Here is a 23556-nt window from a genome sequence, read left to right as displayed (position 1 = left end):
GCGGCCACTCAGTTGGGTGTAACGGACGACGGCGGCCGGTGACCTTCACGGGGAAGGTCACCGGCCGCCGTCGGACGTTTGATCTTGTGGAACAGGGATGCTGCGGTGCAGGGATCTTGTGGTGCGGGCGCTACTTGGCCAGCACTTCCTCGAGCCGCTCGTAGCCCTCGCGGAGTCCGGCCTCCATGCCAGACTGGGCCATCCCGTCGCGGGCCTCCATGCTGGGATAGACGGAATGCGCCCGCAGCCGGCACCTGCCCCCGCCCAGGTCCTCGAAGCTCATGAATTCGATGCTGACGGTGTCCGGGTAGCCGCTGAACTCGAAGGTCTGGATGGCGAAGTCGTTTTCGCGGACGGTATGGAAGATGCCGCTGAAGGCGTACGTCACCCCGTCCGGGCCGGTGTGGCTGTACAGGTACGTGCCTCCGGAACGGAAGTCGTAGTGGTCGATATCAATCTTCGTGCCGCGCGGGCCCAGCCACTGCCCGATCAGCCCAGGCTCCTTGTGCGCGCGGAACACGTCCGAAACCGGGAAATCGAACTCCCGCTCAAAGTCGATGAACGGGACGCCGTCTGGGACGGTGAGTTTAAGTGCGTTGCTCATGATCGGTCCTTCCTGGCTGGTGCCAAACGGTAGACCTCAAACGGTCCGGGGGCAATGGTTAAAAAGAAACGCGGGGTCACTCTGCGCCCAATCCGGGGGGTGGATTGGGCTGGGAGTGACCCCGCGTTGCCTGAAGTGAGGCTTAGAGCGCTGCGTAGACTTCGCGCAGCAGCTTGGCGGTCTCGGACGGCGTCTTGCCGACCTTGACGCCAGCAGCCTCAAGGGCTTCCTTCTTCGCCTGGGCCGTACCGGCGGAACCGGAGACGATGGCGCCTGCGTGGCCCATGGTCTTGCCTTCCGGCGCGGTGAAGCCTGCCACGTAGCCGACGACCGGCTTGGTGACGTTGGCCTTGATGAAGTCGGCTGCACGCTCTTCGGCGTCGCCGCCGATTTCGCCGATCATCACGATGGCCTTGGTCTCCGGGTCAGCCTCGAACGCAGCCAGGGCGTCGATGTGGGTCGTGCCGATGATGGGGTCACCGCCGATGCCGATGGCCGTGGAGAAGCCGAGGTCGCGCAGTTCGTACATCATCTGGTAGGTCAGCGTGCCGGACTTGGAGACCAGGCCGATGGGGCCCTTGCCGGTGATGTTCGCCGGGGTGATGCCCACGAGGGCCTCGCCCGGGGTGATGATGCCGGGGCAGTTCGGTCCGATGATGCGGGTGACCTGGTTGCCGTCGGCGTCGACCTTGGACTGTGCCAGTGCCCAGAACTCGGCGGAGTCCTGGACCGGCACGCCTTCGGTGATGACGACGACCAGGCCGATGCCGGCCTCGATGGCTTCAACAACGGCGTTCTTGGTGAATGCCGGCGGAACGAAGACGATGGAGACGTCTGCGCCGGTCTCTGCCATGGCTTCCTTGACGGTGCCGAAAACGGTGATCTCGTTTTCGCCGTGCAGGACGGTGGTGCCGGCCTTGCGGGCGTTGACGCCGCCCACGATGTTGGTGCCGGCCTTGAGCATGAGGGCGGTGTGCTTGGTGCCCTCGCCGCCCGTGATGCCCTGGACGATGACCTTGGAGTCCTTGTTCAGATAAATAGACATGTTTTCTTTCCTAGATCTCGACAGGCTCGATCAGCGGGCGTTGGCGAGCTCGGCGGCCTTGTCGGCGCCCTCGTCCATGGTGGCGGCCAGGGTTACCAGCGGGTGGTTGGCCTCGGCGAGGATGCGGCGGCCTTCTTCGACGTTGTTGCCGTCGAGGCGGACAACCAGCGGCTTGTTGGCGGAGTGGCCCAGCTCGGCCAGTGCGCCCACGATGCCCTTGGCGACAGCGTCGCAGGCGGTGATGCCGCCGAAGACGTTGACGAACACGGACTTGACCTGGTCGTCGCCCAGGATGACGTCGAGGCCTGCGGCCATGACCTCGGCGGAGGCTCCGCCACCGATGTCCAGGAAGTTGGCGGGCTTGACGTTGCCGTGGTTCTCGCCGGCGTAGGCGACGACGTCCAGGGTGGACATGACGAGGCCTGCACCGTTACCGATGATGCCGACTTCGCCGTCCAGCTTGACGTAGTTCAGGTCCTGCGCCTTGGCCTTTGCCTCGAGCGGGTCTGCGGATTCCTTGTCCTCAAGCTGGGCGTGCTTGGGGTGGCGGAATTCGGCGTTCTCGTCGAGCGTGACCTTGCCGTCGAGGGCGACGATTTCGCCCGCGCCGGTCTTGACCAGCGGGTTGACCTCAACGAGGGTGGCGTCTTCCTTCTTGAAGACGTCCCAGAGCTTCAGAATGACGCCGGCGACCTTGCCGCGCAGTTCTTCAGCGAACCCGGCGGCGGCGACGATTTCGTCAGCCTTGGCCTGGTCGATACCCACGGCGGGGTCGATGGCTACCTTGGCCAGGGCCTCGGGCCGCTCAACGGCGAGCTGCTCGATCTCCATACCGCCTTCTACCGAGCACATGGCCAGGTAGTTGCGGTTGGCCCGGTCCAGGAGGACGGAGAAGTAGTATTCCTCGGCGATGTCTGCACCCTGGGCGATCATCACCTTGTTGACGGTGTGGCCCTTGATGTCCATGCCCAGGATGCTGGTGGAGTGCTCAAGGGCCTCGTCAGCGGACTTGGCAACCTTGACGCCGCCGGCCTTGCCGCGGCCACCGACCTTAACCTGTGCCTTGACGACAGTTACGCCGCCGATCTTCTCGGCAGCTGCCTTTGCTTCTTCAGGGGTGTGCGCCACGATGCCGGCGAGCACGGGTACACCGTGCGCTTCGAACATATCGCGCGCCTGATATTCAAACAGGTCCACGGTTTGTGTCCTTCTACGTCGAAGTAGTTTCTGTACAGCCGGACAGCACCAAATGGTGCGGACCGGGCTGCGGAATTTAAGCGCCCTGCGGCAGGTCCGGAAACGAGCCACGCGGCGCAATGCTCCTGTGGGAACTCTAGTCCTTTGGAGGGACCGGCCCGTTCCAGACTACCTGTTCTGTGAGTAACGACACTATTCTATGCACCGTAGAAAAACCCCGGGATTACGGGGTTTTTGGGGCCTTGGCGGGTGCCGTTTGGACGTTTTTGCCCTTCGCGGAGATGAGTTCGTAATGATCCCGGCTGATGAAGAAACCGACGCCGCCCGTGACGTTTCCGCAGGCCACCCCCGAGCGGTAGGCGGAGCACCGCAGGCCGTTCCGTTCGACGTTGCCGCCGTCGGGCAGGACGGGAAGTTTGGAGACGGGCCCGTTGGGGGTGCCCTTGGGTCCGTATTCGGCTTCCATCTGCGTGACGCCGGACCGGCATTCCCCGTACCGGGCCTTGTCGGGTGTCACGAGTGCCGCGCCGCCGAGGTAGCCGAGCCCGGTCCCGGAGCAGTCGTCGCCGATGTCCGCGGCTGCTGGCGCCGGGTACGCCGCGAGCTCGCAGTGCGCCACGGGCACGGTGTCCAGTTTCGCGTTGCCGGAATCACTGAAGTTGTTGGTTTCGTAGGGCAGGTTCAGGTGCGGCCCGCGGGCAGACGTCAGCGTGCACACGATGTTCCGGTCCGCGGTGACAAATGCCAGCACGTCCTCGCCGGCGGCAAAGGCAGCCGGGTCAGTAAGCGGGGCCTGTTTCAGCTGTTCGAGTGCGGGCAGGGGCGCCGGCGGGGTGTACTCCGGATCGGCCACGGTTACGGAACAGCCGGCCAGGCTCATCGCAAGCAGGGCGGCCAGGAACGCGGCCAAGCCGGCAACCACTCGTTCCCGACGGCGCACCCGCACGCTCAGGCGTCGATCTTGGTCAGCGGCGCGTACCGGAGCAGCAGCCGCTTCTCCCCGACGTCGAACTTCACCTTCGCTACGGTCTTGTCCCCGGCGCCTTCGACGGCGAGCACTGTGCCGTTGCCGAAGCTGGTGTGGTTGACCTTGTCCCCCACGCTGACCGCAATGACTTCCTTCTGCGGCTGCACGCGGTTTTTCGCGACGGCGGCGGGGACGTCGGCGTTGAAGCCGGCGGAGGAATCGGCGCGGTTGCCGCGGGCCGTTCCGGCACCCCAGAAGGATCCGCTGTACCTGTTGGATCCGATGGAAGCCCCGTTCCCCCAGCCGCCGACCTGCCGGCTGGTGCCCTCGCGCTTCCATTCGACGAGCTCGGAAGGAATCTCCTCGAGGAACTGGCTGGCCGGGTTGTACTGGCTCTGGCCCCACATGTTGCGGACCTCGGAACGGGTGACGTAAAGGCGCTTCCGGGCGCGCGTCAGGCCCACGTAGGCGAGCCGCCGCTCCTCCGCCAGTTCCTTGGGGTCCGTGGCCGAACGCTGGTGCGGGAAGAGTCCGTGCTCCATGCCGGTCAGGAACACCACCGGGAATTCGAGGCCCTTGGCCGTGTGCAGCGTCATGAGCGTGACCACGCCCAGCCGCTTGGCCTCTGCCACCGCGGCGTCGATGTCCGCGCCGGGGGCGTCAGGGATCTGGTCGGCGTCGGCCACGAGGGACACCTGCTCCAGGAAGGCCTCGAGGGATCCTTCGGGGTTCTCCTGCTCGTATTCACGCACGACGGCGACAAGCTCGGCGAGGTTCTCCACCCGCGACTCGTCCTGCGGATCGTTGCTGGAGCGCAGGGTGGCGAGGTAGCCGGTCTGCTCCAGCACGGCCTCGAGGGCGGCTGCAGCGCCGGAGCCTGCCGCGACCTCGGCGAGGTCGTCCAGGAGCTTCACGAAGCCGAGCACCGCGTTGACGGAGCGGGTGGCCATGCCGGGCGCCTGGTCGGCGCGGCGGGCGGCGGCGATGAACGAGGTGCGTTCCCGCTCGGCGAGGGCCGCCACTGCTCCTTCTGCCCGGTCCCCGATCCCGCGCTTGGGTTCGTTGAGGACTCGGCGGAGGTTGACGTCGTCGTCCGGGTTGACCAGCACGCGGAGGTACGCGAGGGCGTCCTTGATTTCCTTGCGCTCGTAGAACCTGGTGCCGCCCACCACCTTGTACGGCAGGCCGACGCGCACCAGGACATCTTCGATGGAGCGCGACTGGGCGTTGGTGCGGTAGAAGATGGCGACGTCGCCGGGGCGGAGGTTGTCCTCGTCCTGGAGCCGGTCGATTTCCTTGGCGATGAACTGCGCTTCGTCGTGCTCGTTTTCGCCCACGTAGCCGATGATCTTGTGGCCCTCGCCCTCCGCGGTCCAGAGTCGCTTCTCGGGGCGGTTGGGGTTGCGGGAGATGACGGAGTTGGCTGCGCTCAGGATGTTCTGGGTGGAGCGGTAGTTCTGCTCCAGCTTGATGGTGTGGGCGTCGGGGTAGTCCTTCTCGAATTCCACGATGTTGCGGATGTCCGCACCGCGGAATGCGTAGATGGACTGGTCGGAGTCGCCAACGACGGTCAGTTCCGCCGCTCCCGGCCCCTCGCCGACGATTTCGCGCACCAGGGCGTACTGCGCGTGGTTGGTGTCCTGGTATTCGTCCACCAGGACGTGCCGGAAGCGGCGCCGGTAGGAGTCAGCGAGCGCCGGGAAGGCCCGGAACATGTACACGGTCTGCGCGATCAGGTCGTCGAAGTCCATGGCGTTGGCCTGGCGCAGCCGCTGGGTGTAGCCCTTGAAGACGTCCGCCACGGCGCTCTCGAAAGGGTCACTGTGGTTGGCTGCGGACGCGAAGGAATCGTCGTCGATCAGTTCGTTCTTGAGTGCGGAGATCTTGTGCTGGATGGCCTTGGGCGCGAACTTCTTGGGGTCCAGGCCCAGGTTCTTGGCCACCAGCGTGATCAGCCGCAGGGAGTCCGCGGAGTCGTAGATGGAGAAGTTGGATTTCAGGCCGACGTTGGCCGCCTCGCGGCGCAGGATCCGGACGCAGGACGAGTGGAACGTGGAGATCCACATGGCTTTGGCCCTGCCGCCCACGAGGGCCTCGATGCGTTCACGCATTTCGGCGGCGGCCTTGTTGGTGAACGTGATGGCCAGGATCTCGCCGTGGTGGGCCCGCTTGGTGGCGATCAGGTAGGCGATCCGGTTGCTGAGGACGCGGGTTTTGCCGGAGCCGGCTCCGGCCACGATCAGCAGTGCGCTGCCTGAGTGCTTGACCGCCTCTTCCTGCTGGGGGTTCAGGCCCGCCAGCAGCGCCCCGGCGTCAGGGAGGTGGTGCCGGGCATGTTCCCCGCCCGGGCCCGCATCGACCGGGCCGGATGCCGGGCCAACCCCCCGGTGGCCTGCGGATTCACCCGGGCCGGTGCCGAACGCGGGCGTCATCAGCCCTGTTTCGGGGCGCGACTTGGTGATGGCACCGGCGTGGGAACCAGCCTTGAACGGACCGTCAGCGTAGGGGTCAAACAACATATCCATGGTGACTACAAGTCTAGGCGGTGGGGCTGACACTGGGATCCGCACTGTGGATAACCCACGCGCCGGGCGTGACGGGGCACCCAAAAGCGACCGCCGGGAGCCGGCGGAAAACCTAGTCGACAGAGCCTGACTCGAGGGCGGCACGCAACTGGTGCACCGCCGTCGTTCCTCCCGCCATGAACCATTCCAGGCCGTTGACGTGGACGCTGCCGGCGAGGCCTCCGGCCGCCGTAACGATGGCTTTCCCGGGGAGCCAGTCCCATTCGGGGCAGCTGTGCTGGAACCAGCAGCCAAGCTGCCCGTCAGCGACGCGCCCCAGGTCGCACGAGCCGGACCCGAGCATCCGCAGCGTCGCGGCCGACGTCGCGGCGGCGTGCCACGGCATGGCGCACATCGGGTCGGAGAGCCAACGCGGGTGGATGTAGGTGGCGGCGCCGAGATGGGAAACGTCTGCGGCGTTGCGGTTGGCCCCGTCCTCCCGAAAGGTGGTGACGGGATCACCGTTGAGGGTGGTGGGGTGCTGCTTGCCGCCGATCCAGAGCTTGTCCTCCTCGGGCTGGAATATGGCGCCGAGCAGCACATCGGATTCGTCTTTGAGGGCGATGGCCGAGCACCAGTAGGTGGAGCCCTGCAGGAAGTTGTACGTGCCGTCCACCGGGTCGATGACCCAGGTCCGCCCGCTGCTGCCGTGCACCGCGGCGCCTTCCTCGCCCAGGACGCCGTCGTCCGGGCGGCAGCGCTGCAGCTGCTCCAGCACATAGGCTTCGGCGGCGTGGTCCGCCGCGGTGACGACGTCGGAGATCGAGGTCTTGCGCTGGGCGTCGAGGCCGCCCTGCCGCATCAGCAGTGCCAGCTGCCCGGCCTCGCGGACCAGCTCGGCCGCCAGTTCGTAGTCGTCGAGCTCGGGGCTCAGGTTGGTGGCGCTGTGTCTACCCAGTTTGTGTCTGCCCAGTTCCGTCACGGTTCCCACCCTATCGGCGCCGGGCATGCGCTGCACAGCAGGCTTGGTCTGCACAGCAGCTTGATCTGCGGCGGGCGATAATGGACGCATGGCCAAAACACCTGCACAGCGGATCAAGAAGCACGGCGCGAAGGCCGCAGTACCCCAGCACCACCTGCCGCCGGTGATCAATCGAGGCACGGACCGCACGCCCGCGAAGGCGCAGAACAACGCCAACCTCATCGTCATCGCCGGCGTGGTGGCCAGCCTGTTCCTGTTCTGGTACGTCCACCTGCTGACGTTGAACCAGCTCACCCAGTTGTCCGGCGGGCTGGCCATGCCCGATTCCCTGGTCGGCGGCTTCGACGCGGGCTACATCGAACAGCTCCGCCGGGCCCTGGACGGGGATGCCCGGGGCCAGCTCAACTACGTCCACAAGACGGCGGGCACCCTGTTTCCGCTGATCTTCGCCTTCACCTGGCTGCTGCTGATCGGCACCAACGTGGCCAACAAGGCGCTGCGCTGGGCGCTCTGGGCGCTGCCGCTGCTGTTCGTAGCGGTCCGGCTGTGGGGCAACGCCACCATCGATTCCATGATCGCTGCGGTAAACCTCGACGGCGGCCAGGTCGCCCTGGCGTCCGGCCTCACCGTGGCCGGCTGGGTACTGTTCGTGGCCAGCCTTCTCGCCGGCGGCGCCGCCGTGTTCCTGGGGCGCCGGTCCGCAAAGAAAACCCCGCAACCGGAAGCCTAAGCGCCCCGCGCCGCCTGGGCCCGGGCGTAGGCCTTGCGTACCTGCCGTTCCCGCCGGACGCGCTGGGCGATGACCAGGCCGGCGGCGGCCAGACCGATGGTGATGGGGTAGCCCATCAACCGCTCAAGAGTTCCGGGCTCGGGGACGTCCAGGCCGGTGACGGCTGCCGTGACGAGCGCGGCCGCGGACACTCCGCCGCTGGCCAGCACGAACCAGCCCAGTGGCGACTGCCGAAGCCACAGCGCGCCGAGCAGCAGCAAGGCCAGTGATCCGGCGATGAAGTACATCACCGCCCCGGCGTAGTGCCAGCCCGATTCCAGGTCCTCCGGGACCAGCCCCACGATGATCGTGCCGGTGCCGGCCGTCCCGGTGAGGATCCGGGCCGCCACCGCCGTGTACCAGGGCACTTCCCCGGAGTGGCTGGCCGCCACCCGCACCCCGGGCCGGGCGGCCACGCGCAGCAGCGCCGAGCTCAGCAGCAGCGCGCCCAGCAGCATCCCCAGGCCCTGCACCACGAAGGAGGAATTCATCAGCGCGTGCAGCGGCGAACAGATGCTGCGGCCGCTGTAGATTCCGCACGTGACGGCGCCCAGGTCGCTGATGAGGCCGGTCCGCCGGCTGTAGGGACCGGGTCCGGCCCAGGCGCCGATGACGGCTGCCTCCGCCACGAAATACTGGACCACGCTGAGCACCGCCCATGCCCCGATGTAGTGGCGCGTGGAGGCGGTGTCTGGCAGGAAGGTTTCCCGGGCGGTGGGGACTTGAGCTGCGGCGGCCATGCCAAGAGCGTAGTACGCGCCGTCACCTTGTATGCTTGTAAGCGTGCCCGAACGGGCCGGTCCAAAACCCGGCCGCAGCGGGCGCCCGCCCTCGTAGCTCAGTGGATAGAGCACGGCTCTCCTAAAGCCGGTGTCGTTGGTTCGATTCCAATCGAGGGCACTTGAATCTGCAGCACCCGTCCGGGCTCCGCGACTATCTGCTGGGCACCGCCCCGGCGGACCCCTCCGCAGTGAAACATTCCCGGCCAGGCCGCTGGTCCGTGGAGCGGACCATGCTGGACCGGGCCGCCGGCACCCGCGGTACCTTTACCGGCGTCGTCATCTTTTCCCCCGACGACGACGGCGGGCTCCGCTTCCACGAGGAAGGCACCGTGGTCTGGCCTTCAGTTAACTGGCCGGCCGGGGACGGCGAAACCTTCACCGGCCTGGCCACCCGCGATTACCTGCTCCGGCCCGCGGACACGCCGGAGGCCATGGACATGCTGTTTCCGGACGGCCGGCCGTTCCACCGGATGAGCTTCTCGCCGGAGGCCAGCCAGGACCGGCACTGGTGCGATCCGGACACCTACCGGGTCACCTACCTCCGCCACGGCGAGGACGAGTTCAGCTACGCCTGGGACGTCACCGGCCCGCGCAAGGATCTGCTGCTGGAGTCGGTGCTGCGGCGGCTGCCCGTGCCGGCGCCCGCCGCAGACGGGCTAGGCTCGAAACCGTGAACCCCCGCATCATCGTCTCCGCCGTATGTGTCTACGACGCCGCCGGCCGGCTCCTGACCGTCCGCAAGCGCGGCACGGACAAGTTCATGCATCCCGGCGGCAAACCCGAGCCCGGCGAGACCGCGGTGCAGGCCGCCGCGCGGGAGCTCCAGGAGGAGGTCGGCATCATCGTCGATCCCCGTGAGCTGACCCTCATGGGCGTCTGGCTGGCCGACGCTGCCAACGAGGCTGCCACGGAAATCGAGGCCACCGTCTTCACCGCGCCGGGCACGTGGGTGGCGCACCCCTCCGCGGAGATCGCCGAGATCCGGTGGCTGGAACTCGCGGCGGAATGGCCCGGGGACCTGGCGCCGCTGCTCACCGACCACATCCTGCCGGCGCTGGCGGCACCGGGCCGGTGACGTCCAGAACTCAGTACTCAGGAACCGCTTCCTCCGCCACGGCCGTGGCTTCGGCGAACTGGGTCCGGTACAGCTCGGCGTAGCGGCCGTCGGCGGCCAGCAACTCCGTGTGCGTCCCGCGCTCCACAATCTGGCCGTCCTCCACCACCAGGATGGCGTCAGCCGCACGGATCGTGGAGAGCCGGTGGGCAATCACGACGGCGGTACGGCCTTCCAGCGCCGCGCCCAGTGCCGCCTGCACGGCGGCTTCGTTCGTGGAGTCCAGCGCTGCCGTGGCTTCGTCGAGGATGACCACGCGCGGCTGGGCGATCAGCAGCCGGGCGATGGTGAGCCGCTGCCGTTCTCCGCCGGAGAGCCGGTAGCCGCGCTCCCCCACCACGGTTTCGAGGCCGTCGGGAAGCGAACGGATCATGGCTTCGAGCCGGGCCTGGCGCAGGACTGCCCACATGTCCTCATCGGTGGCCTCGGGGCGGGCCAGCCTGAGGTTGGAGGCGATGGTCTCGTGGAACAGGTGCCCGTCCTGGGTGACCATGCCCAGGGTGGCGCGGATGGAATCGAAGGTCAGGTCGCGCACGTCCAGGCCGGAGGCCGGAGCGGTGCCGCCGAGGCGCACGGCGCCGGAATCGACGTCGTATAGCCGGGACAGCAACTGGGCCACCGTAGACTTGCCGGCACCGGAGGAGCCCACGAGAGCGACGGTCTGTCCCGGTTCCACCCGGAAGCTGATCCCGTGCAACACCTCCTCGCCGCCGCGGGTGTCCAGCGTGGAGACCTCCTCCAGCGAGGCCAGCGACACCTTGTCCGCCGAGGGGTAGGAGAAGCGCACGTCGTCGAACTCCACGGCAACGGGCCCGGGCGGGACGGCCAGGGCACCGGGCTTTTCCTGGATCAGGGGTTTCAGGTCCAGGATTTCGAAGACCCGCTCAAAGCTGACCAGGGCGCTCATGATTTCAACGCGGGCGTTGGACAGCGCGGTGAGCGGCGCGTAGAGGCGGGTGAGCAGCAGCGCCAGCACCACGACGTCGCCCGGGGCGAGCTGCCCGCCGATGGCCAGCCAGCCTCCCAGTCCGTAGACCAGGGCAAGGGCCAGCGCGGAGACGAGCGTCAGGGCCGTCACGAACGTGAACTGGAGCATCGCCGTCCGCACGCCGATGTCGCGGACCCGGCCGGCCCGGAGCGCAAACTCCCGGGATTCCTCGTCGGGCCGTCCGAAGAGCTTGACCAGCGTGGCGCCGGGGGCTGAGAAGCGCTCGGTCATCTGGGTGCCCATGGCGGCGTTGTGCTCGGCCGCCTCGCGCCGCAGGTCCGCCAGCCGGGAGCCCATCCGTCGGGCGGGGATGAGGAAGATTGGCAGCAGGATCATGGCCAGCACGGTGACCAGCCAGGAGGTGTTCAGCATCACCGCGAGGGTGAGGATGAGGGCCACCACGTTGCTGACCACACCGGACAGGGTTCCGGCGAACGCGGACTGCGCGCCGATGACGTCGTTGTTCAGGCGGCTGACCAGCGCGCCGGTGCGGGTCCGGGTGAAGAACGCGATCGGCATCCTCTGCACGTGGTCGAACACCTTGGTGCGCAGGTCCACGATGACGCCCTCGCCGATGGTGGAGGACAGCCAGCGGCTCACCATGCCGAGTGCTGCCTCAGCCACGGCCACGCCCGCGATTAGGGCCGCCAGGCGGATCACCTCGCCGGCATCGGCCCGGGCAACGATTGTGTTGACCACCTGGCCGGCCAGCACCGGCGTGGCAACCGCCAGGAACGCCATGGCCACGGAGACCGCCACGAACGCGATCAGCCTTCCCTGGTGCGGACGGGCGAAGCCCATGACGCGCTTCAGGGTCTCCTTGGAGAAGGGCCGGGAGCCGCTCTTGGCCCGGGTGATGTTGTAAAGGGAGCGCCAGGCGACGCCGTCCATGCTCATTTCTTCTGCTCCATCTTGCCTGCCGCCAGTTCGGTGACGACGCCGTTGTCCACGTTCCAGCGCACGTCCAGGCGGACGTTTTCCAGCAGCCGCCGGTCGTGGGTGACCAGCAGCAGGGCGCCGTCGTAACCTTCCAGTGCTTCCTCCAACTGCTCGATCGCCGGGAGGTCCAGGTGGTTGGTGGGCTCATCCAGGACCAGCAGGTTCACGCCGCGCGCCTGCAGCAGGGCCAGGGCAGCGCGGGTCCGCTCCCCCGGCGACAGCGAGTCGACGGTGCGCAGAGTGTGGTCCGCCTTGAGGCCGAACTTTGCCAGCAGCGTGCGGACCTCGGCGGACGTGTGGTCGGTCAGGACGGCTTCGACGGCGTCCGCCAGTTTCAGCTGTCCGGCCAGCAGTCCGCGGGCCTGGTCGATCTCGCCGACGGCCACGGACACACCGCGCGAGGCGTCCCCGGCATCCGGTTCCTGGGTTCCCAGGAGCAGCCGGAGCAGCGTCGACTTGCCGGCGCCGTTGGGCCCGGTGATGCCGATCCGTTCACCGGCGTTGAGCTGCAGGTTCACGGGCCCCAGGGTGAAGCTGCCTTGCTGCACGACGGCGTCGCGCAGGGTTGCCACCACGGAGCTGGACCGCGGCGCCTGGCCGATGCTGAACTGCAGCTGCCATTCCTTGCGCGGTTCCTCCACCACGTCCAGGCGGGCGATGCGCGATTCCATCTGCCGGACCTTCTGTGCCTGCTTTTCAGATGACTCGGTGCTGGCGGCACGGCGGATCTTGTCGTTGTCCGGGTTTTTCTTCATCGCGTTCCGGACGCCCTGGGAGCTCCATTCCCGCTGGGTGCGGGCGCGGGACACGAGGTCCGCCTTGGTCGCGGCGAACTCCTGGTACCGTTCGCGGGCATGCCGGCGGGCCACGGCGCGTTCCTCCAGGAAGGCCTCATAGCCGCCGTCATACACGGCCACCGAGTTCTGGGCGAGGTCCAGCTCCACGATGGAGGTCACGCAGCGGGCCAGGAACTCGCGGTCGTGGGAAACCAGCACCACGCCGCCTCGCAGGCCCTGCACGAAGGCTTCCAGCTTGGCAAGGCCGTCCAGGTCAAGATCGTTGGTGGGCTCGTCCAAAAGCACGACGTCGAACCGGCTCAGCAGCAGGGCGGCGAGCGCCACGCGGGCAGCCTGCCCGCCGGACAGCCCGGTCATCTCGGCCTCGGGACCGACGTCCAGGCCAAGGTCCGCAAGGACGGGGGCTATCCGCTCGTCCAGGTCCGCCGCGCCGGAGGCCATCCACCGGTCGAACGCCAGCGAGTAGGCGTCGTCCGCTCCGGGCGCACCCGAACCGAGGGCCTCCGCCGTGGCTTCCATCTCGGCTGTGGCTTTCGCGCAGCCGGTGCGGCGGGCGATGTAGGCGGCAACCGTTTCGCCGGGGACGCGTTCGTGTTCCTGCGGCAGCCAGCCTACGAAGGCGTCGGCCGGCGCGAGGCTGACGGTGCCGTTCTGTGCCTGGTCCACGCCGGCGAGGAGCCGCAGCAGCGTGGACTTGCCCGCGCCGTTGGCGCCGACCACGCCAACAACGTCCCCGGGAGCCACCGTGAGGGACAGCCCAGAGAAGAGGGTGCGGTGATCATGACCGCCCGAAAGGTCCTTCGCAACAAGGGTTGCAGTCATCAATCCATCCTCTCACCGCTGCCCGTTTTCGCCCGAAAATTCAGGCGGGCATGAAAGAACCCGCTGGTCCGGACTTGGGGGGTGTACGGACCAGCGGGTTCGACCACTTAGCATAGTTGAAGCGGCGCGCTACGTAAAATCGAGGCCGGCGTGCCGCCCCTTCGCACCGCCCCGCCCGCCAGCAGAGAGCGTTCCATGCCCCTACCCGCCAAGGCCTTCCAGCGCTGGCTGCACGGCGTCGCGCCGGACGCCAGCGTTGCTGATGTGGCCAGGGCTTCTGGGGTCAAGCGCACCACCCTGGCCCAGCAGCTGGTCCGCGGCAAGGTGGCTGAGGCAACAGTGGTGGGGATCAGCCGGGCCTACAACATCAATCCGGTGTCAGCGCTGGGCTTCTTCGAGCCCTACCGGGACCTGGAACAACCGCCGATCCCGCCGACGCTGCAGGAACTGGTCAGCCAGATTGCCACCGCCGACCTGCTGCACGCCATTATTGCGCGCACCGAGGAGGACGCCGGAGCCGGTGCCGCGGGCAAGGGCAAAGGCACAGGACCGCCCGAGCTCAGCCCGCCGCCGCACGCCACCTCCGTGAAGAACTGGGTGGACGCCATCGACGACGGCGAACTCCGCCACCGCGTCTCCGCCGCCACCGGCGTCGCTCCCCAAAACTACTCGGCACAACTGACCGCCAACCGGCTCGCCCCCGAACTGGCCCTTGCCACCTCCCGGGCAGCCGGCGTCGGACTGGCAGGCGGACTGGTGGCCACCGGCCTGGTGACCGAAACCGAAGCCGGCTGGCGGCCCGGCGCCCGGCAGGCGGCCCTGGACCGGCTGACCCACGGCCAGTTGACCGTCCTGGCCGGCGAACGCCTCCAGGCACTCGGCAAAACCCTGCGGCGGCAGGAACACGACCAACGACAAACCGAACAGATCTGGAAAAACCTCGGATGATTGAAATGCTGCAATGGACCACCCTGATCGCGTCCGGCGCCGCGGCGCTGAGCCGGATCCCGAACCTTGTCCGGCGGAAGAACCAGTCCATCTTCTATGCCCTGGCTCTCCTGACGCTGGCCATCCTGCTGAGCATCCGCGGCCCCTACCTGGCGATCGATACCCTGCTTGGCGGCATTAACGTCGCAAACCTGCTGCTGCGCTTCATCATCTTCGGAGCCATCCTGTTCCTGGCTCTCCGGATTGCGGCCGGGTTCGGGGACAGCCGCGGGATCCAGCTGATCCGGGGACGCGCCGGGATGCTGGCCCTCGGCGTGATTTCTGCCGTGCTGGTGGTTTGCTTTGTCCTGATGGACACCGCAGGTTCGGCCGTCGGGATGACCGGCCTCGAATCCAGGAGCGGGCAGAACGCGGCGCTGCTCCAGTACTACGCCGCCGCCGGCCGCGCCTACCCGGCCTTCGTGTGCCTTGCGATCCTGCCGGGAATGCTGCGGGCTGTCCGGCGCCCGCTGCCCGCCCTGCTCCGGGCAAGCGCGGCACTTTTGGCCGTGGGCAGCATCGCGGTTCCCCTTACCTTGCTGTTCCCGGTCATCCCGCCGCCGCTGGGATTCCTGCGTTTTGTCGTCAACTACACGGCTATCCTCTGCTTCGTCGTCGGCCTCGCACTCATCTGGGTGGCGAGCGGCAGAGCAGGCCGCCGGCGCGGAGCCCTGTCCGTCGAGCGCCGCTAATTTTCCACGCCGCTAATATGAGTCAAACATTCGTTCAGCAGAGAGCGTTTCATGCCCCTCCCCGCCAAAGCATTCCAGCGCTGGCTTAGTGACGTGGCACCGGATACCAGCACGGCCGATGTCTGCAGGGTCTCCGGGGTCAAGCGCACCACCCTCGCCCAGCAGATGGTGCGGGGAAAGGTTGCCGAGACCACAGTCGTAAGCATCAGCCGGGCCTACAACATCAATCCGGTTGCCGCCCTGGCCACTTTTGAGCCCTACAGCGACCTTGCGGGCTCCAGCCCCCTCCCCACCGACAAGGAACTGGTAAGCCAAATCGCCACCGTCGACCTGCTGCGGGCAGTCATTGGCCGCACCGCACCCGAAGGCCCCGCCGGCGGCCCGGAGCTCAGCCCGCCGCCGCACGCCACCTCCGTGAAGAACTGGGTGGACGCCATCGACGACGGCGAACTCCGCCACCGCGTCTCCGCCGCCACCGGCGTCGCCCCCCAAAACTACTCGGCACAACTGACCGCCAACCGGCTCGCCCCCGAACTGGCCCTTGCCACCTCCCGGGCAGCCGGCGTCGGACTGGCAGGCGGACTGGTGGCCACCGGCCTGGTGACCGAAACCGAAGCCGGCTGGCCGCCCGGCGCACGACAGGCGGCGCTGGACAGGCTCAGCGACGGCGACCTGGCAGCCCTCGCCGGGGAACGCCTGCAGGCACTCGGCAAAACCCTGCGGCGCCAGGAGCAGGACCAGGAACAGACGGACAGAATCTGGGAGAACCTGGTTTGAGCGAGATTCTCCCCTGGATAACGCTGGTGGTGTGCGCGGGTGCCGCGCTGGCCAGGATCCCGAGCACCCTGCGCGGCGTCAACCCCGCCCTGTTCTACATTTTCCTGTTGGCGACGGCCGCGGCCGTCCTGAGCATCGGGCAGTTCTATGTGGCCATCGACGGCGCCCTCGGCGGCATCAACATTGCCCACGTCCTGCTGCGCCTGGTTGTCTTCGCCACCATCTACCTCATTGCTGTCCGCGTCACGAAGGGGTTCGGCGCCCCCGACGCCCACCGCATGATCGCCGGGCGCCCCGGGATGGTGATGCTTGCGGTTTTCTCGGTGGCCCTGGTGGCCATCTTCCTTCTGATGGAGCCTTCCGCCTCGTCGGTCCGCTTCAGGGACGCCGGCGCCGCCAGCGCCCGGAACGCCGCCCTGCAGCCGTTTTACTGGGCCGCGGCAAGGGGCTACCTGGCGTACGTTTCCCTTGCACTGCTGCCTGCACTGCTCCGCAGCGTCAGGGAACACCTGCCCAGGCTGGTCAGGACCGGGGCGGCCCTGATGGCGGCCGGTGCCGTGGCAACCGTTGCCGGACTTTGCCTTGAGTTCGCGCCTCCGCAGCTCCTCCCGGTGGCGCCGGCAGTGAACAACGGCGCGGTGGTTTTCTACACCTCCGGCCTGGTCATGGTGTGGCTGGCGCGCGTCAACGCCGGGAAACACAGGAGTCACGGGACGTCATCTACCGGAGGGTAGCCAACCGGGATTCACAAAATCATTAGACCGTGAGAGAATCATGAATGTGTGAAAGCAGTTGCTGCCTGGCTTACCAGCTGTGGCGCCTGCCGGATCGCACATTGGGGGGATGAGTGGTGGCGGCCGTTGGGGACCGCCCCCACTCAGCCTGTTTAAGGGCCTGCCTGGAAGGGAAGGCCGGTCCCCGTATGATGGCGAAATAAAAGGTCTCTGCCCATGCGTTGCACGCAGTGGCATCGCCGGACGCCGGACCCGGCGGACGCGATGCCTGCCGCCGCAGCCTGAAGAAAAAGGTACCCGCCATGAACCGTCTCCATTCCCGCCGTTCCGCCCTTGCAGCCACCCTCGCCGGACTGGCACTGGCCTTGACGGCCTGCGGTGGAGGCTCCGGCGGCGGAGGCTCCTCGGCTCCCGCTTCAAGCGGCTCGGACACGTCACTCAGCGATGTGAAGTCCAAGGGCGAGATCGTCATCGCCACCGAGGGCACCTACAAGCCCTTCAGCTTCCATGCGGAAGGAGCCGGCGATCTCACGGGCTACGACGTGGAGATCGCCCGGGCGGTAGCGGAGAAGCTGGGTGTGAAGGCCAACTTCCAGGAGACCCAGTTCGACGGCATTTTCGCGGGCCTCGACGCCAAGCGCTTCGACACCATCGCCAACCAGATCTCCATCAATGCCGAACGCAAGGCCAAGTACGATTTCTCCAAGCCGTACACCGTCTCTACGGGCGTGATCGTGACGAAGGCGGACAACAGCAGCATTAACAGCTTTGAGAGCCTCAAGGGCAAGACCACGGCGCAGTCGCTCACCAGCAACTTCTACAAGCTGGCCGTCGACGCCGGGGCCAACGTCCAGTCGGTGGAGGGCTGGGCCCAGGGCGTGTCGCTGGTCCGGCAGGGGCGCGTGGATGCCATCGTCAACGACAAGCTCACGTACCTCGACTATGCCAAGACCAATCCCGACGCCGGGCTGAAGATCGCCGCCGAAACCACCGACAAGTCGGAAAGCGCGTTCGTGTTCCGGAAGGGCTCCACGGAGCTCACCGCCGCGGTGGACAAGGCACTGGACGAACTCCGGGCTGACGGAACGCTGGCCAAGATCTCGAAGAAGTACTTCGGCACGGACGTCACCAAGTAGATGCCGTTGAACTGGGACCTCGTCTGGAGCTCCTTCGGCCCCATTGTCACCGGGGCAGTCACCGGCACCATCCCGCTGACGCTGGCCTCGTTCGTCATTGGCCTCGCGCTGGCCCTGCTGGTGGCGCTCATGCGGCTGAGCCGGAACGTGGTGGTGTCCGGCGTGGCGCGGTTCTACGTTTCCGTGATCCGCGGCACGCCGCTGCTGGTGCAGTTGTTTGTGATCTTCTACGGCCTGCCGAGCCTTGGCGTGAAGCTGGATCCTTGGCCCAGCGCCATCATCGCCTTTTCGCTGAACGTGGGCGGTTACGCCGCCGAGGTCATCCGCGCCGCCATCCTCTCTGTGCCCAAGGGCCAATGGGAGGCCGGCCACACCATCGGCATGTCCCGGAGCCAGTCACTGCGCCGCATCATCCTGCCGCAGGCCGCGAGGGTGTCCGTGCCGCCGCTGTCCAACACCTTCATTTCGCTGGTCAAGGACACGTCCCTGGCCTCGCTGATCCTGGTCACGGAGCTCTTCCGCAACGCCCAGCAGATCGCGGCCTTCAGCCAGGAGTTCATGGTGCTGTACCTCGAGGCGGCCCTGGTCTACTGGGTGATCTGCCTGGCGCTCTCCTCCGGGCAGTCCGTCCTTGAAAGGAGACTGGACCGCTATGTCGCCCACTGACGAAACCCGGGGACCCGTTCCCTCCGGCGCCGCACCACAGGCCAGGCCCGTGCTGTCCGTCCGCAACCTCGCAAAGGCGTTCGGCAGCAACGTGGTGCTGCGCGACATCGACCTCGACGTGCGCCGGGGCAACGTGGTGGCCCTGATAGGGCCGTCCGGTTCGGGCAAGACCACCGTGCTGCGCTCACTGAACGGCCTGGAAACGCCCGACGCCGGGACGGTCACCTTTACGGGGCCGGGTACCTCCCTCGCCCTCGATTTTTCCGCCAAGGTCTCCAAGAAGGAGATCTCGGATCTGCGGGACCGCAGCGCCATGGTGTTCCAGCACTACAACCTGTTCCCGCACATGACGGTCCTGCAAAACGTCATTGAGGGTCCTGTCCAGGTCCAGAAGCGCAAGCGGGCCGAGGCCGTGGCCGACGCCGAAAAGCTCCTCGCCAGGGTGGGGCTGGCGGACAAGCGCGACGCGTATCCATTCGAGCTCTCCGGCGGCCAGCAGCAGCGCGTGGGCATTGTGCGTGCCCTTGCCCTGAAGCCCCAGCTGCTGCTGTTCGACGAGCCCACCTCGGCGCTGGACCCGGAGCTCGTGGGCGACGTCCTGGGCGTCATCCAGGAACTGGCCGACGAGGGGTGGACCATGGTCATCGTTACCCACGAGCTGGCCTTCGCCCGCCAGGTGGCGGACGAGGTCATCTTCATGGACGGCGGCCTGGTGGTGGAGCGCGGACCGGCCGCCGAGGTCCTCCGCGCGCCGCGGCAGGAGCGGACCCGGCAATTCGTCCGGCGCCTGCTGCACGAGTTCTGACCGCCTTCTCGCGACCGCCACTGCCCGGAGCCTTCACCGTTTTGCCAAAAAGGGCCGCCCAGCAGCAAGCTGAGCGGCCCTTTTTGGTAAATCGACGGACCGGTTGCCCCTGATGCGGCAACCGGTCGCTGTCAGCGGGCGAGCCTCAGGGTCACCAGCTGGAACGGCCGCAGCGTGAGCTCGGCGGAGTCCGCCCCGGCAACGACACCCGGCGCCTCGACCGGCCGCTCGAGCAGGTCCACTGTCTGGATTCCCGAGGACCCGAAGTTGGCCGTCAGCCGTCCGGCGGAACGCTGGCCCAATGATTCGTACAGCCGGACGATCACGTCGCCGGAGCCATCTTCGGCCAGCTTCACCGCTTCAATGACCAGTGCCGGGTTGTCCACGGAAACCAGCGCCTCGGCGGGGTGCGCGCCGCGGACCGTCCTCAGTGCGAGGTTGGCGCGGTAGCCCTCCTCCACAGCCTCGGCGATTCCCGCTGCCGGCCTGACCCAGACGTCCAGAACGTGCAGTCCCCGGTCGGCCTCGGGGTCGGGGAACTTGGCCGCACGCAGCAGGGAGAGCCGGACGGTGGTGGTGGTCCCGCCGTCGTCCCGGACAGACCGGGCGACGTCGTGCCCGTATGTCGAGGCGTTGGCGATGGCCACGCCGTACCCCGGTTCGGCGACGTGGATCCAGCGGTGCGCGCAGATCTCGAACTTCGCCGCCTCCCACGAAGTGTTTACGTGGGTGGGCCGGAAGACGTGGCCGAACTGGGTCTCCGCCGCCGAGCGGTCGGCCCGCAAGTCCAGCGGGAAGCCCAGCTTGAGCAATTTCTCGCGTTCCTGCCAGTCGACCTCGGTGGAGATCCCCAGGGACGGGCTGCCCGCCGCCAGCGTGATGCGCTGAACGATCCGGGAGGAACCGGTCAGCCGTTCAACAACGACGACGGCGTCCCCGCCGTGCCGCTCCAGCCGCACCTCTGCGGCGTCGGTCAGGCTGGTGACCTTCCGCCGGTAGAACTCGTCGATGTCCCAGGCGTCCCATTCGTTGGGGGTGTCGCGGTGCAGTTCCAGGTGGTTGCCGAACTGGCCCGGTGCGATCGCCTCGCGGCCTGTTCCGTGATCCCGCAGGGAGGTCAGGAGCCCGTTGTCATCCAGCACGGCGCGGATAACGCCATTGTCCAGGACAAAGCCGCCATCCAGCGGCGTGGCAGCAACTTCATCCCGGGCTGCTGCGTCTTTGGGCGCATCTGCGTCGTGGGATGCAGCAGGCGCAGCTGCTGCGAGCGCCGGGACTCCGTGGCGGGCATGGGGGCTGGCGTTGAGCAGAAACTCCTGTGTGCCTTCGCCAAGGAGGGCCGCGGATGCCTCGCTGATGAGCGATTCCAGCCCCTTGGCGACGGCGGCGTAGTTGCGTTCGGCGTCCTGGTGCACCCAGGCGATGGCGCTGCCGGGCAGGATGTCGTGGAACTGCTGCAGCAGGACCAGCTGCCACAGCCGCTTCAGTTCGGCTGCGGGGTAGGTGTACTGCCCGGCGGAGCGGACGGCGGCGGTGGCGCACCAGAGCTCGGCCTCGCGGAGGAGGTGCTCGGACCGGCGGTTGCCCTGCTTGGTCCTGGCCTGGCTGGTGTAGGTGCCGCGGTGCAGCTCCAGGTACATCTCCCCCACCCACACGGGCAGCGCTGTGTACTCGGCCTCGGCCTGTTCAAAGAAGCTGCGCGGCGTTCCGATCCGGACTTTCGGCGAGCCTTCCAGATCGGCGGCGCGGTGCGCGGCGGCCAGCATCTCCCTTGTGGGTCCGCCGCCGCCGTCGCCATAGCCGAACGGGACGAGCGAGGTGGTGCCGTATCCGTGGTCCCGGTAGTTGCGCTCGGCGTGTGCCAGGTCCCGGCCACTGAGCTCGGAGTTGTAGGTGTCCACCGGCGGGAAGTGAGTGAAGAGGCGGGTGCCGTCGATGCCTTCCCAGTTGAAGGTGTGGTGCGGCATCCGGTTGATCTGGTTCCAGGAGATTTTCTGGGTCAGGAACCACCGGCTGCCGGCGGCCTTGACGATCTGGGGCATGGCCGCGGAGTACCCGAAGGAATCCGGGAGCCAGGCTTCCCTGCACTCGACGTCGAATTCCCTGAGGAAAAAGCCCTTGCCTTCCACGAACTGCCGGGCCATCGCCTCACCGCCCGGCATGTTGGTGTCGGATTCCACCCACATGCCGCCCACGGGGATGAACTGGCCGGATTTCACCTTCTCCCGGATGCGTTCGAAGAGCTCCGGATAGTATTCCTTGATCCAGGCGAGCTGCTGGGCCGAGGAGCAGGAGAACACGAAGTCCGGGTCCTCGTCCATGAGGGCCACCACGTTGGAGAAGGTCCGGGCGCATTTGCGCATGGTCTCCCGAACGGGCCACAGCCAGGCGGAGTCGATGTGGGCGTGGCCGGTGGCGAGCAGCCGGTGGGCGGAGGCGTAGGCGGGCCTGGCCAGCACCTCGGCCAGCGCTGCCCGCCCGGCCGGCGCGGTACCCGGGACGTCGTCCGGGTCCATGGTGTCCATCATGCGTTCAAGGGCACGGAGGATCTCGTGCCGGCGTGGCAGTTCGGTGGGGAGCTCGTGCATGAGCCCGCTGAGCGTCACCACATCCTGCTGAAGCTCCCACACGGCGCGGTTCAGCTCGGCGATGGCGATGCTGCCGAGGCGGTACTGCGGCTCATTCCCGGCCGTGGCCTTGTCGCCATATGGAGTGGGGGCGAAGCTCCAGCCCTGGGCGACGTCGGGATTGGCTGCCGCCTCCACGTAGAAGTCGACGGCCAGGCCGCTGCCCAGCAGCTTCAGCGGGATGTGCTGGTTGCGGGGCGAGATGGCCTTGATGATGGTGCCGTCCGGCCGCCACGCGATCCCTTCGCACTGGAAGCCGGGGATCTCCGTGGTGAACCCGAGGTCCACCACGATCTCCACCTCGGTATCGGGAGCCGTTCCCCAGGCATCCGGGACTTCGCCTTGGAGCCGCAGCCACTTTGTGCTCCACGGGCGTCCCCAGGCAGCACCTGGTTCCTGCGGGACGAACTCCTGGCGCAGCGCCTCCAAGACCGGGACGGGTTCATCCGGGACGTCCCAGCTGCTGAGCTCCAGGGGCACGCTGCGCCCGTAGATGGCAGGGGTGATCCGTTCGCGGAGAAAGCGGTCCAGGCGGACTTCCGTGATCCGGCGGTCGTCATGCAATGTGTACCTCTTTAGTACGTGAAAGCCGAAGCGGGGTGTGCTGGCTTTCGTGCGGGCATGGGCGTGGCGGTCAGCTTGGGTGTGGGCAGTTCAGCTGCGGTCTGAGCGGATCAACGCTTCCATTCGATGGATAAAATCTACTGCCTGGGTGCCCGGCCGCCAAGGGGCCACGCCCCTACCGCGGCACCGATGCAGGCGTGGAAATGCGCGCGGAGCCTGCGTAGACGTTCAGGCTGGTTCCCCGGCTGAAACCGGCGAGCGTGACGCCTGTGGACTCCGCAAGCTCCACCGCCAGGCTCGAAGGTGCGCTGACCGCGGCGAGCACCGGGATGCCGGCCAGTGCGGCCTTCTGGACGAGCTCGAACGAGGCCCGTCCGGATACCTGGAGCACGGTATTGATGAGCGGCAACCGGCGTTCGCGCAGGGCCCAGCCAACCACCTTGTCCACCGCGTTGTGCCGCCCCACGTCCTCGCGCAGGCAAAGCAGCTCCGCACCTCCGTCGTCATCAATCCTGAACAGCCCGGCCGCATGCACGCCACCGGTCACCTCAAAGACGGCCTGCGCCTCGCGGAGCTTGTCCGGCAGGGAGGCAAGTGTTTCGACCGGAACGGTGAGCCGGTCGGCGGCGGGGTTGAAATGCGAGGACTTCGTCACCGACTCGATGGAGTCCGTGCCGCAGATCCCGCATGAGCTGGAGGTGTAGACGTGCCGGCCGGAATCCGGCAGGGGCACATCGGGCCGCAGCTGGGCCTCGACCACGTTAAACGTCTGGACCCCGTTTTCGTCCTCGCCGGCACAGAACCTGAGCGAGATCAGCTGGTCGGCGTCCCAGATGACGCCCTCGGAGACGAGGAAACCCGCCACGAGGTCGAAATCGTCCCCGGGCGTGCGCATGGTCACGGAGAAGGACAGATTGCCCAGCCGGATCTCAAGAGGCTCCTCCACCGCGAGCACGTCCTCCCGGTGCCGGACCGGAAACTCCAATGCAGCGGCCGAGCCGTCCAGGACGTAGCGGTATACCTTGCGTCGTTGCGTTACACGGCCCATGAGAGACTCC

21 protein-coding genes and 1 tRNA gene are annotated in these 23556 nt (G+C 67.4%); 11 read left to right on the top strand and 11 right to left on the bottom strand.

The genetic code is table 11. The features are described from left to right. Positions 1-130 precede the first annotated feature (130 nt). The 6 genes from ACFTSA_RS05910 to ACFTSA_RS05885 form a co-directional block, all read right to left on the bottom strand. The gene (locus tag ACFTSA_RS05910) at positions 131-604 is read right to left on the bottom strand and encodes an SRPBCC family protein (protein ID WP_377950319.1); all 474 of its coding nucleotides are present in this window, start codon (positions 602-604) and stop codon (positions 131-133) included. A gap of 142 nt (positions 605-746) precedes the next feature. Then, positions 747-1649 (bottom strand): succinate--CoA ligase subunit alpha, encoded by a 903-nt coding sequence (sucD, locus tag ACFTSA_RS05905; RefSeq protein ID WP_003804619.1) that lies wholly within the window; start codon positions 1647-1649, stop codon positions 747-749. A gap of 30 nt (positions 1650-1679) precedes the next feature. Continuing rightward, positions 1680-2846 carry an ADP-forming succinate--CoA ligase subunit beta gene (gene sucC, locus ACFTSA_RS05900; protein ID WP_377950318.1) on the bottom strand — a complete coding sequence of 389 codons (1167 nt, stop codon included), beginning with the start codon at positions 2844-2846 and terminating at the stop codon, positions 1680-1682. Positions 2847-3069: 223 nt separating this feature from the next. After that, the gene (locus ACFTSA_RS05895; RefSeq protein WP_377950608.1) at positions 3070-3726 is read right to left on the bottom strand and encodes a hypothetical protein; all 657 of its coding nucleotides are present in this window, start codon (positions 3724-3726) and stop codon (positions 3070-3072) included. 68 nt (positions 3727-3794) lie between these two features. Continuing rightward, positions 3795-6332, bottom strand: a complete 2538-nt coding sequence (gene pcrA / locus ACFTSA_RS05890; RefSeq protein WP_377950607.1) for a DNA helicase PcrA — start codon at positions 6330-6332, stop codon at positions 3795-3797. Positions 6333-6450: 118 nt separating this feature from the next. Next, the gene (locus ACFTSA_RS05885; protein ID WP_377950606.1) at positions 6451-7326 is read right to left on the bottom strand and encodes an inositol monophosphatase family protein; all 876 of its coding nucleotides are present in this window, start codon (positions 7324-7326) and stop codon (positions 6451-6453) included. Between the two features lie 61 nt (positions 7327-7387). Between ACFTSA_RS05885 and ACFTSA_RS05880 the strand changes: the two genes are divergently transcribed. Then, on the top strand, positions 7388-8029 hold the full coding sequence (locus tag ACFTSA_RS05880; RefSeq protein ID WP_377950317.1) for a hypothetical protein: 642 nt from the start codon (positions 7388-7390) through the stop codon (positions 8027-8029). Here ACFTSA_RS05880 and ACFTSA_RS05875 read toward each other — a convergent pair. Further along, positions 8026-8922, bottom strand: coding sequence for a DUF998 domain-containing protein (locus ACFTSA_RS05875; protein ID WP_377950316.1), 897 nt, complete (start codon positions 8920-8922; stop codon positions 8026-8028). The genes ACFTSA_RS05880 and ACFTSA_RS05875 overlap by 4 nt on opposite strands. Between ACFTSA_RS05875 and ACFTSA_RS05870 the strand changes: the two genes are divergently transcribed. The 3 genes from ACFTSA_RS05870 (at position 8896) to ACFTSA_RS05860 (ending at position 9925) form a co-directional block, all read left to right on the top strand. Further along, positions 8896-8968: transfer RNA gene (locus ACFTSA_RS05870), tRNA-Arg, on the top strand. The genes ACFTSA_RS05875 and ACFTSA_RS05870 overlap by 27 nt on opposite strands. A gap of 1 nt (position 8969) precedes the next feature. Continuing rightward, a complete protein-coding gene (locus ACFTSA_RS05865) occupies positions 8970-9524 on the top strand; it encodes a DUF6314 family protein (protein WP_377950314.1) in 555 nt (184 codons plus the stop codon). Then, positions 9521-9925 carry an NUDIX domain-containing protein gene (locus ACFTSA_RS05860; RefSeq protein WP_377950313.1) on the top strand — a complete coding sequence of 135 codons (405 nt, stop codon included), beginning with the start codon at positions 9521-9523 and terminating at the stop codon, positions 9923-9925. The genes ACFTSA_RS05865 and ACFTSA_RS05860 overlap by 4 nt, the downstream gene beginning before the upstream one ends. Positions 9926-9935: 10 nt before the next feature. Here the strand turns inward: ACFTSA_RS05860 and ACFTSA_RS05855 are convergent, their stop codons facing one another. Beyond that, on the bottom strand, positions 9936-11849 hold the full coding sequence (locus ACFTSA_RS05855; RefSeq protein WP_377950312.1) for an ABC transporter ATP-binding protein: 1914 nt from the start codon (positions 11847-11849) through the stop codon (positions 9936-9938). After that, complete coding sequence (locus ACFTSA_RS05850; RefSeq protein WP_377950311.1) at positions 11846-13510, bottom strand: ABC-F family ATP-binding cassette domain-containing protein; 1665 nt, start codon at positions 13508-13510, stop codon at positions 11846-11848. Before ACFTSA_RS05850 ends, ACFTSA_RS05855 begins: the two co-directional genes overlap by 4 nt. A gap of 195 nt (positions 13511-13705) precedes the next feature. On the opposite strand from ACFTSA_RS05850, the gene ACFTSA_RS05845 reads away from it, so the two are divergent. The 7 genes from ACFTSA_RS05845 to ACFTSA_RS05815 all read left to right on the top strand — a co-directional run bounded on the left by ACFTSA_RS05845 (position 13706) and on the right by ACFTSA_RS05815 (position 19307). Beyond that, positions 13706-14458 (top strand): hypothetical protein, encoded by a 753-nt coding sequence (locus tag ACFTSA_RS05845; protein ID WP_377950310.1) that lies wholly within the window; start codon positions 13706-13708, stop codon positions 14456-14458. Next, complete coding sequence (locus tag ACFTSA_RS05840; RefSeq protein WP_377950309.1) at positions 14455-15189, top strand: hypothetical protein; 735 nt, start codon at positions 14455-14457, stop codon at positions 15187-15189. Before ACFTSA_RS05845 ends, ACFTSA_RS05840 begins: the two co-directional genes overlap by 4 nt. A 51-nt stretch (positions 15190-15240) precedes the next feature. After that, entirely contained in the window at positions 15241-15966 is a 726-nt protein-coding gene (locus tag ACFTSA_RS05835) for a hypothetical protein (RefSeq protein ID WP_377950308.1), read from the top strand. Beyond that, positions 15963-16700, top strand: coding sequence for a hypothetical protein (locus ACFTSA_RS05830; protein ID WP_377950306.1), 738 nt, complete (start codon positions 15963-15965; stop codon positions 16698-16700). The genes ACFTSA_RS05835 and ACFTSA_RS05830 overlap by 4 nt, the downstream gene beginning before the upstream one ends. Before the next feature lie 302 nt (positions 16701-17002). Further along, positions 17003-17836, top strand: a complete 834-nt coding sequence (locus tag ACFTSA_RS05825) for an amino acid ABC transporter substrate-binding protein (protein ID WP_377950304.1) — start codon at positions 17003-17005, stop codon at positions 17834-17836. Beyond that, a complete protein-coding gene (locus tag ACFTSA_RS05820; protein ID WP_377950302.1) occupies positions 17837-18502 on the top strand; it encodes an amino acid ABC transporter permease in 666 nt (221 codons plus the stop codon). Then, a complete protein-coding gene (locus ACFTSA_RS05815; RefSeq protein WP_377950300.1) occupies positions 18489-19307 on the top strand; it encodes an amino acid ABC transporter ATP-binding protein in 819 nt (272 codons plus the stop codon). The genes ACFTSA_RS05820 and ACFTSA_RS05815 overlap by 14 nt, the downstream gene beginning before the upstream one ends. A gap of 131 nt (positions 19308-19438) precedes the next feature. Here the strand turns inward: ACFTSA_RS05815 and ACFTSA_RS05810 are convergent, their stop codons facing one another. Together ACFTSA_RS05810 and fdhD are read right to left on the bottom strand one after the other, a co-directional pair. Next, a complete protein-coding gene (locus ACFTSA_RS05810) occupies positions 19439-22498 on the bottom strand; it encodes an alpha-mannosidase (protein WP_377950298.1) in 3060 nt (1019 codons plus the stop codon). A gap of 175 nt (positions 22499-22673) precedes the next feature. Then, a complete protein-coding gene (gene fdhD / locus ACFTSA_RS05805) occupies positions 22674-23546 on the bottom strand; it encodes a formate dehydrogenase accessory sulfurtransferase FdhD (protein ID WP_377950296.1) in 873 nt (290 codons plus the stop codon). Between the last annotated feature and the right edge of the window lie 10 nt (positions 23547-23556).

The organism is Arthrobacter sp. NPDC057013, from assembly GCF_042674585.1.
In the GTDB taxonomy this organism is placed as follows: Bacteria; Actinomycetota; Actinomycetes; order Actinomycetales; family Micrococcaceae; genus Arthrobacter.
The sequence above is the reverse complement of the archived record's forward strand: the minus strand, read 5'-3'. Positions and strand labels throughout refer to the sequence as shown.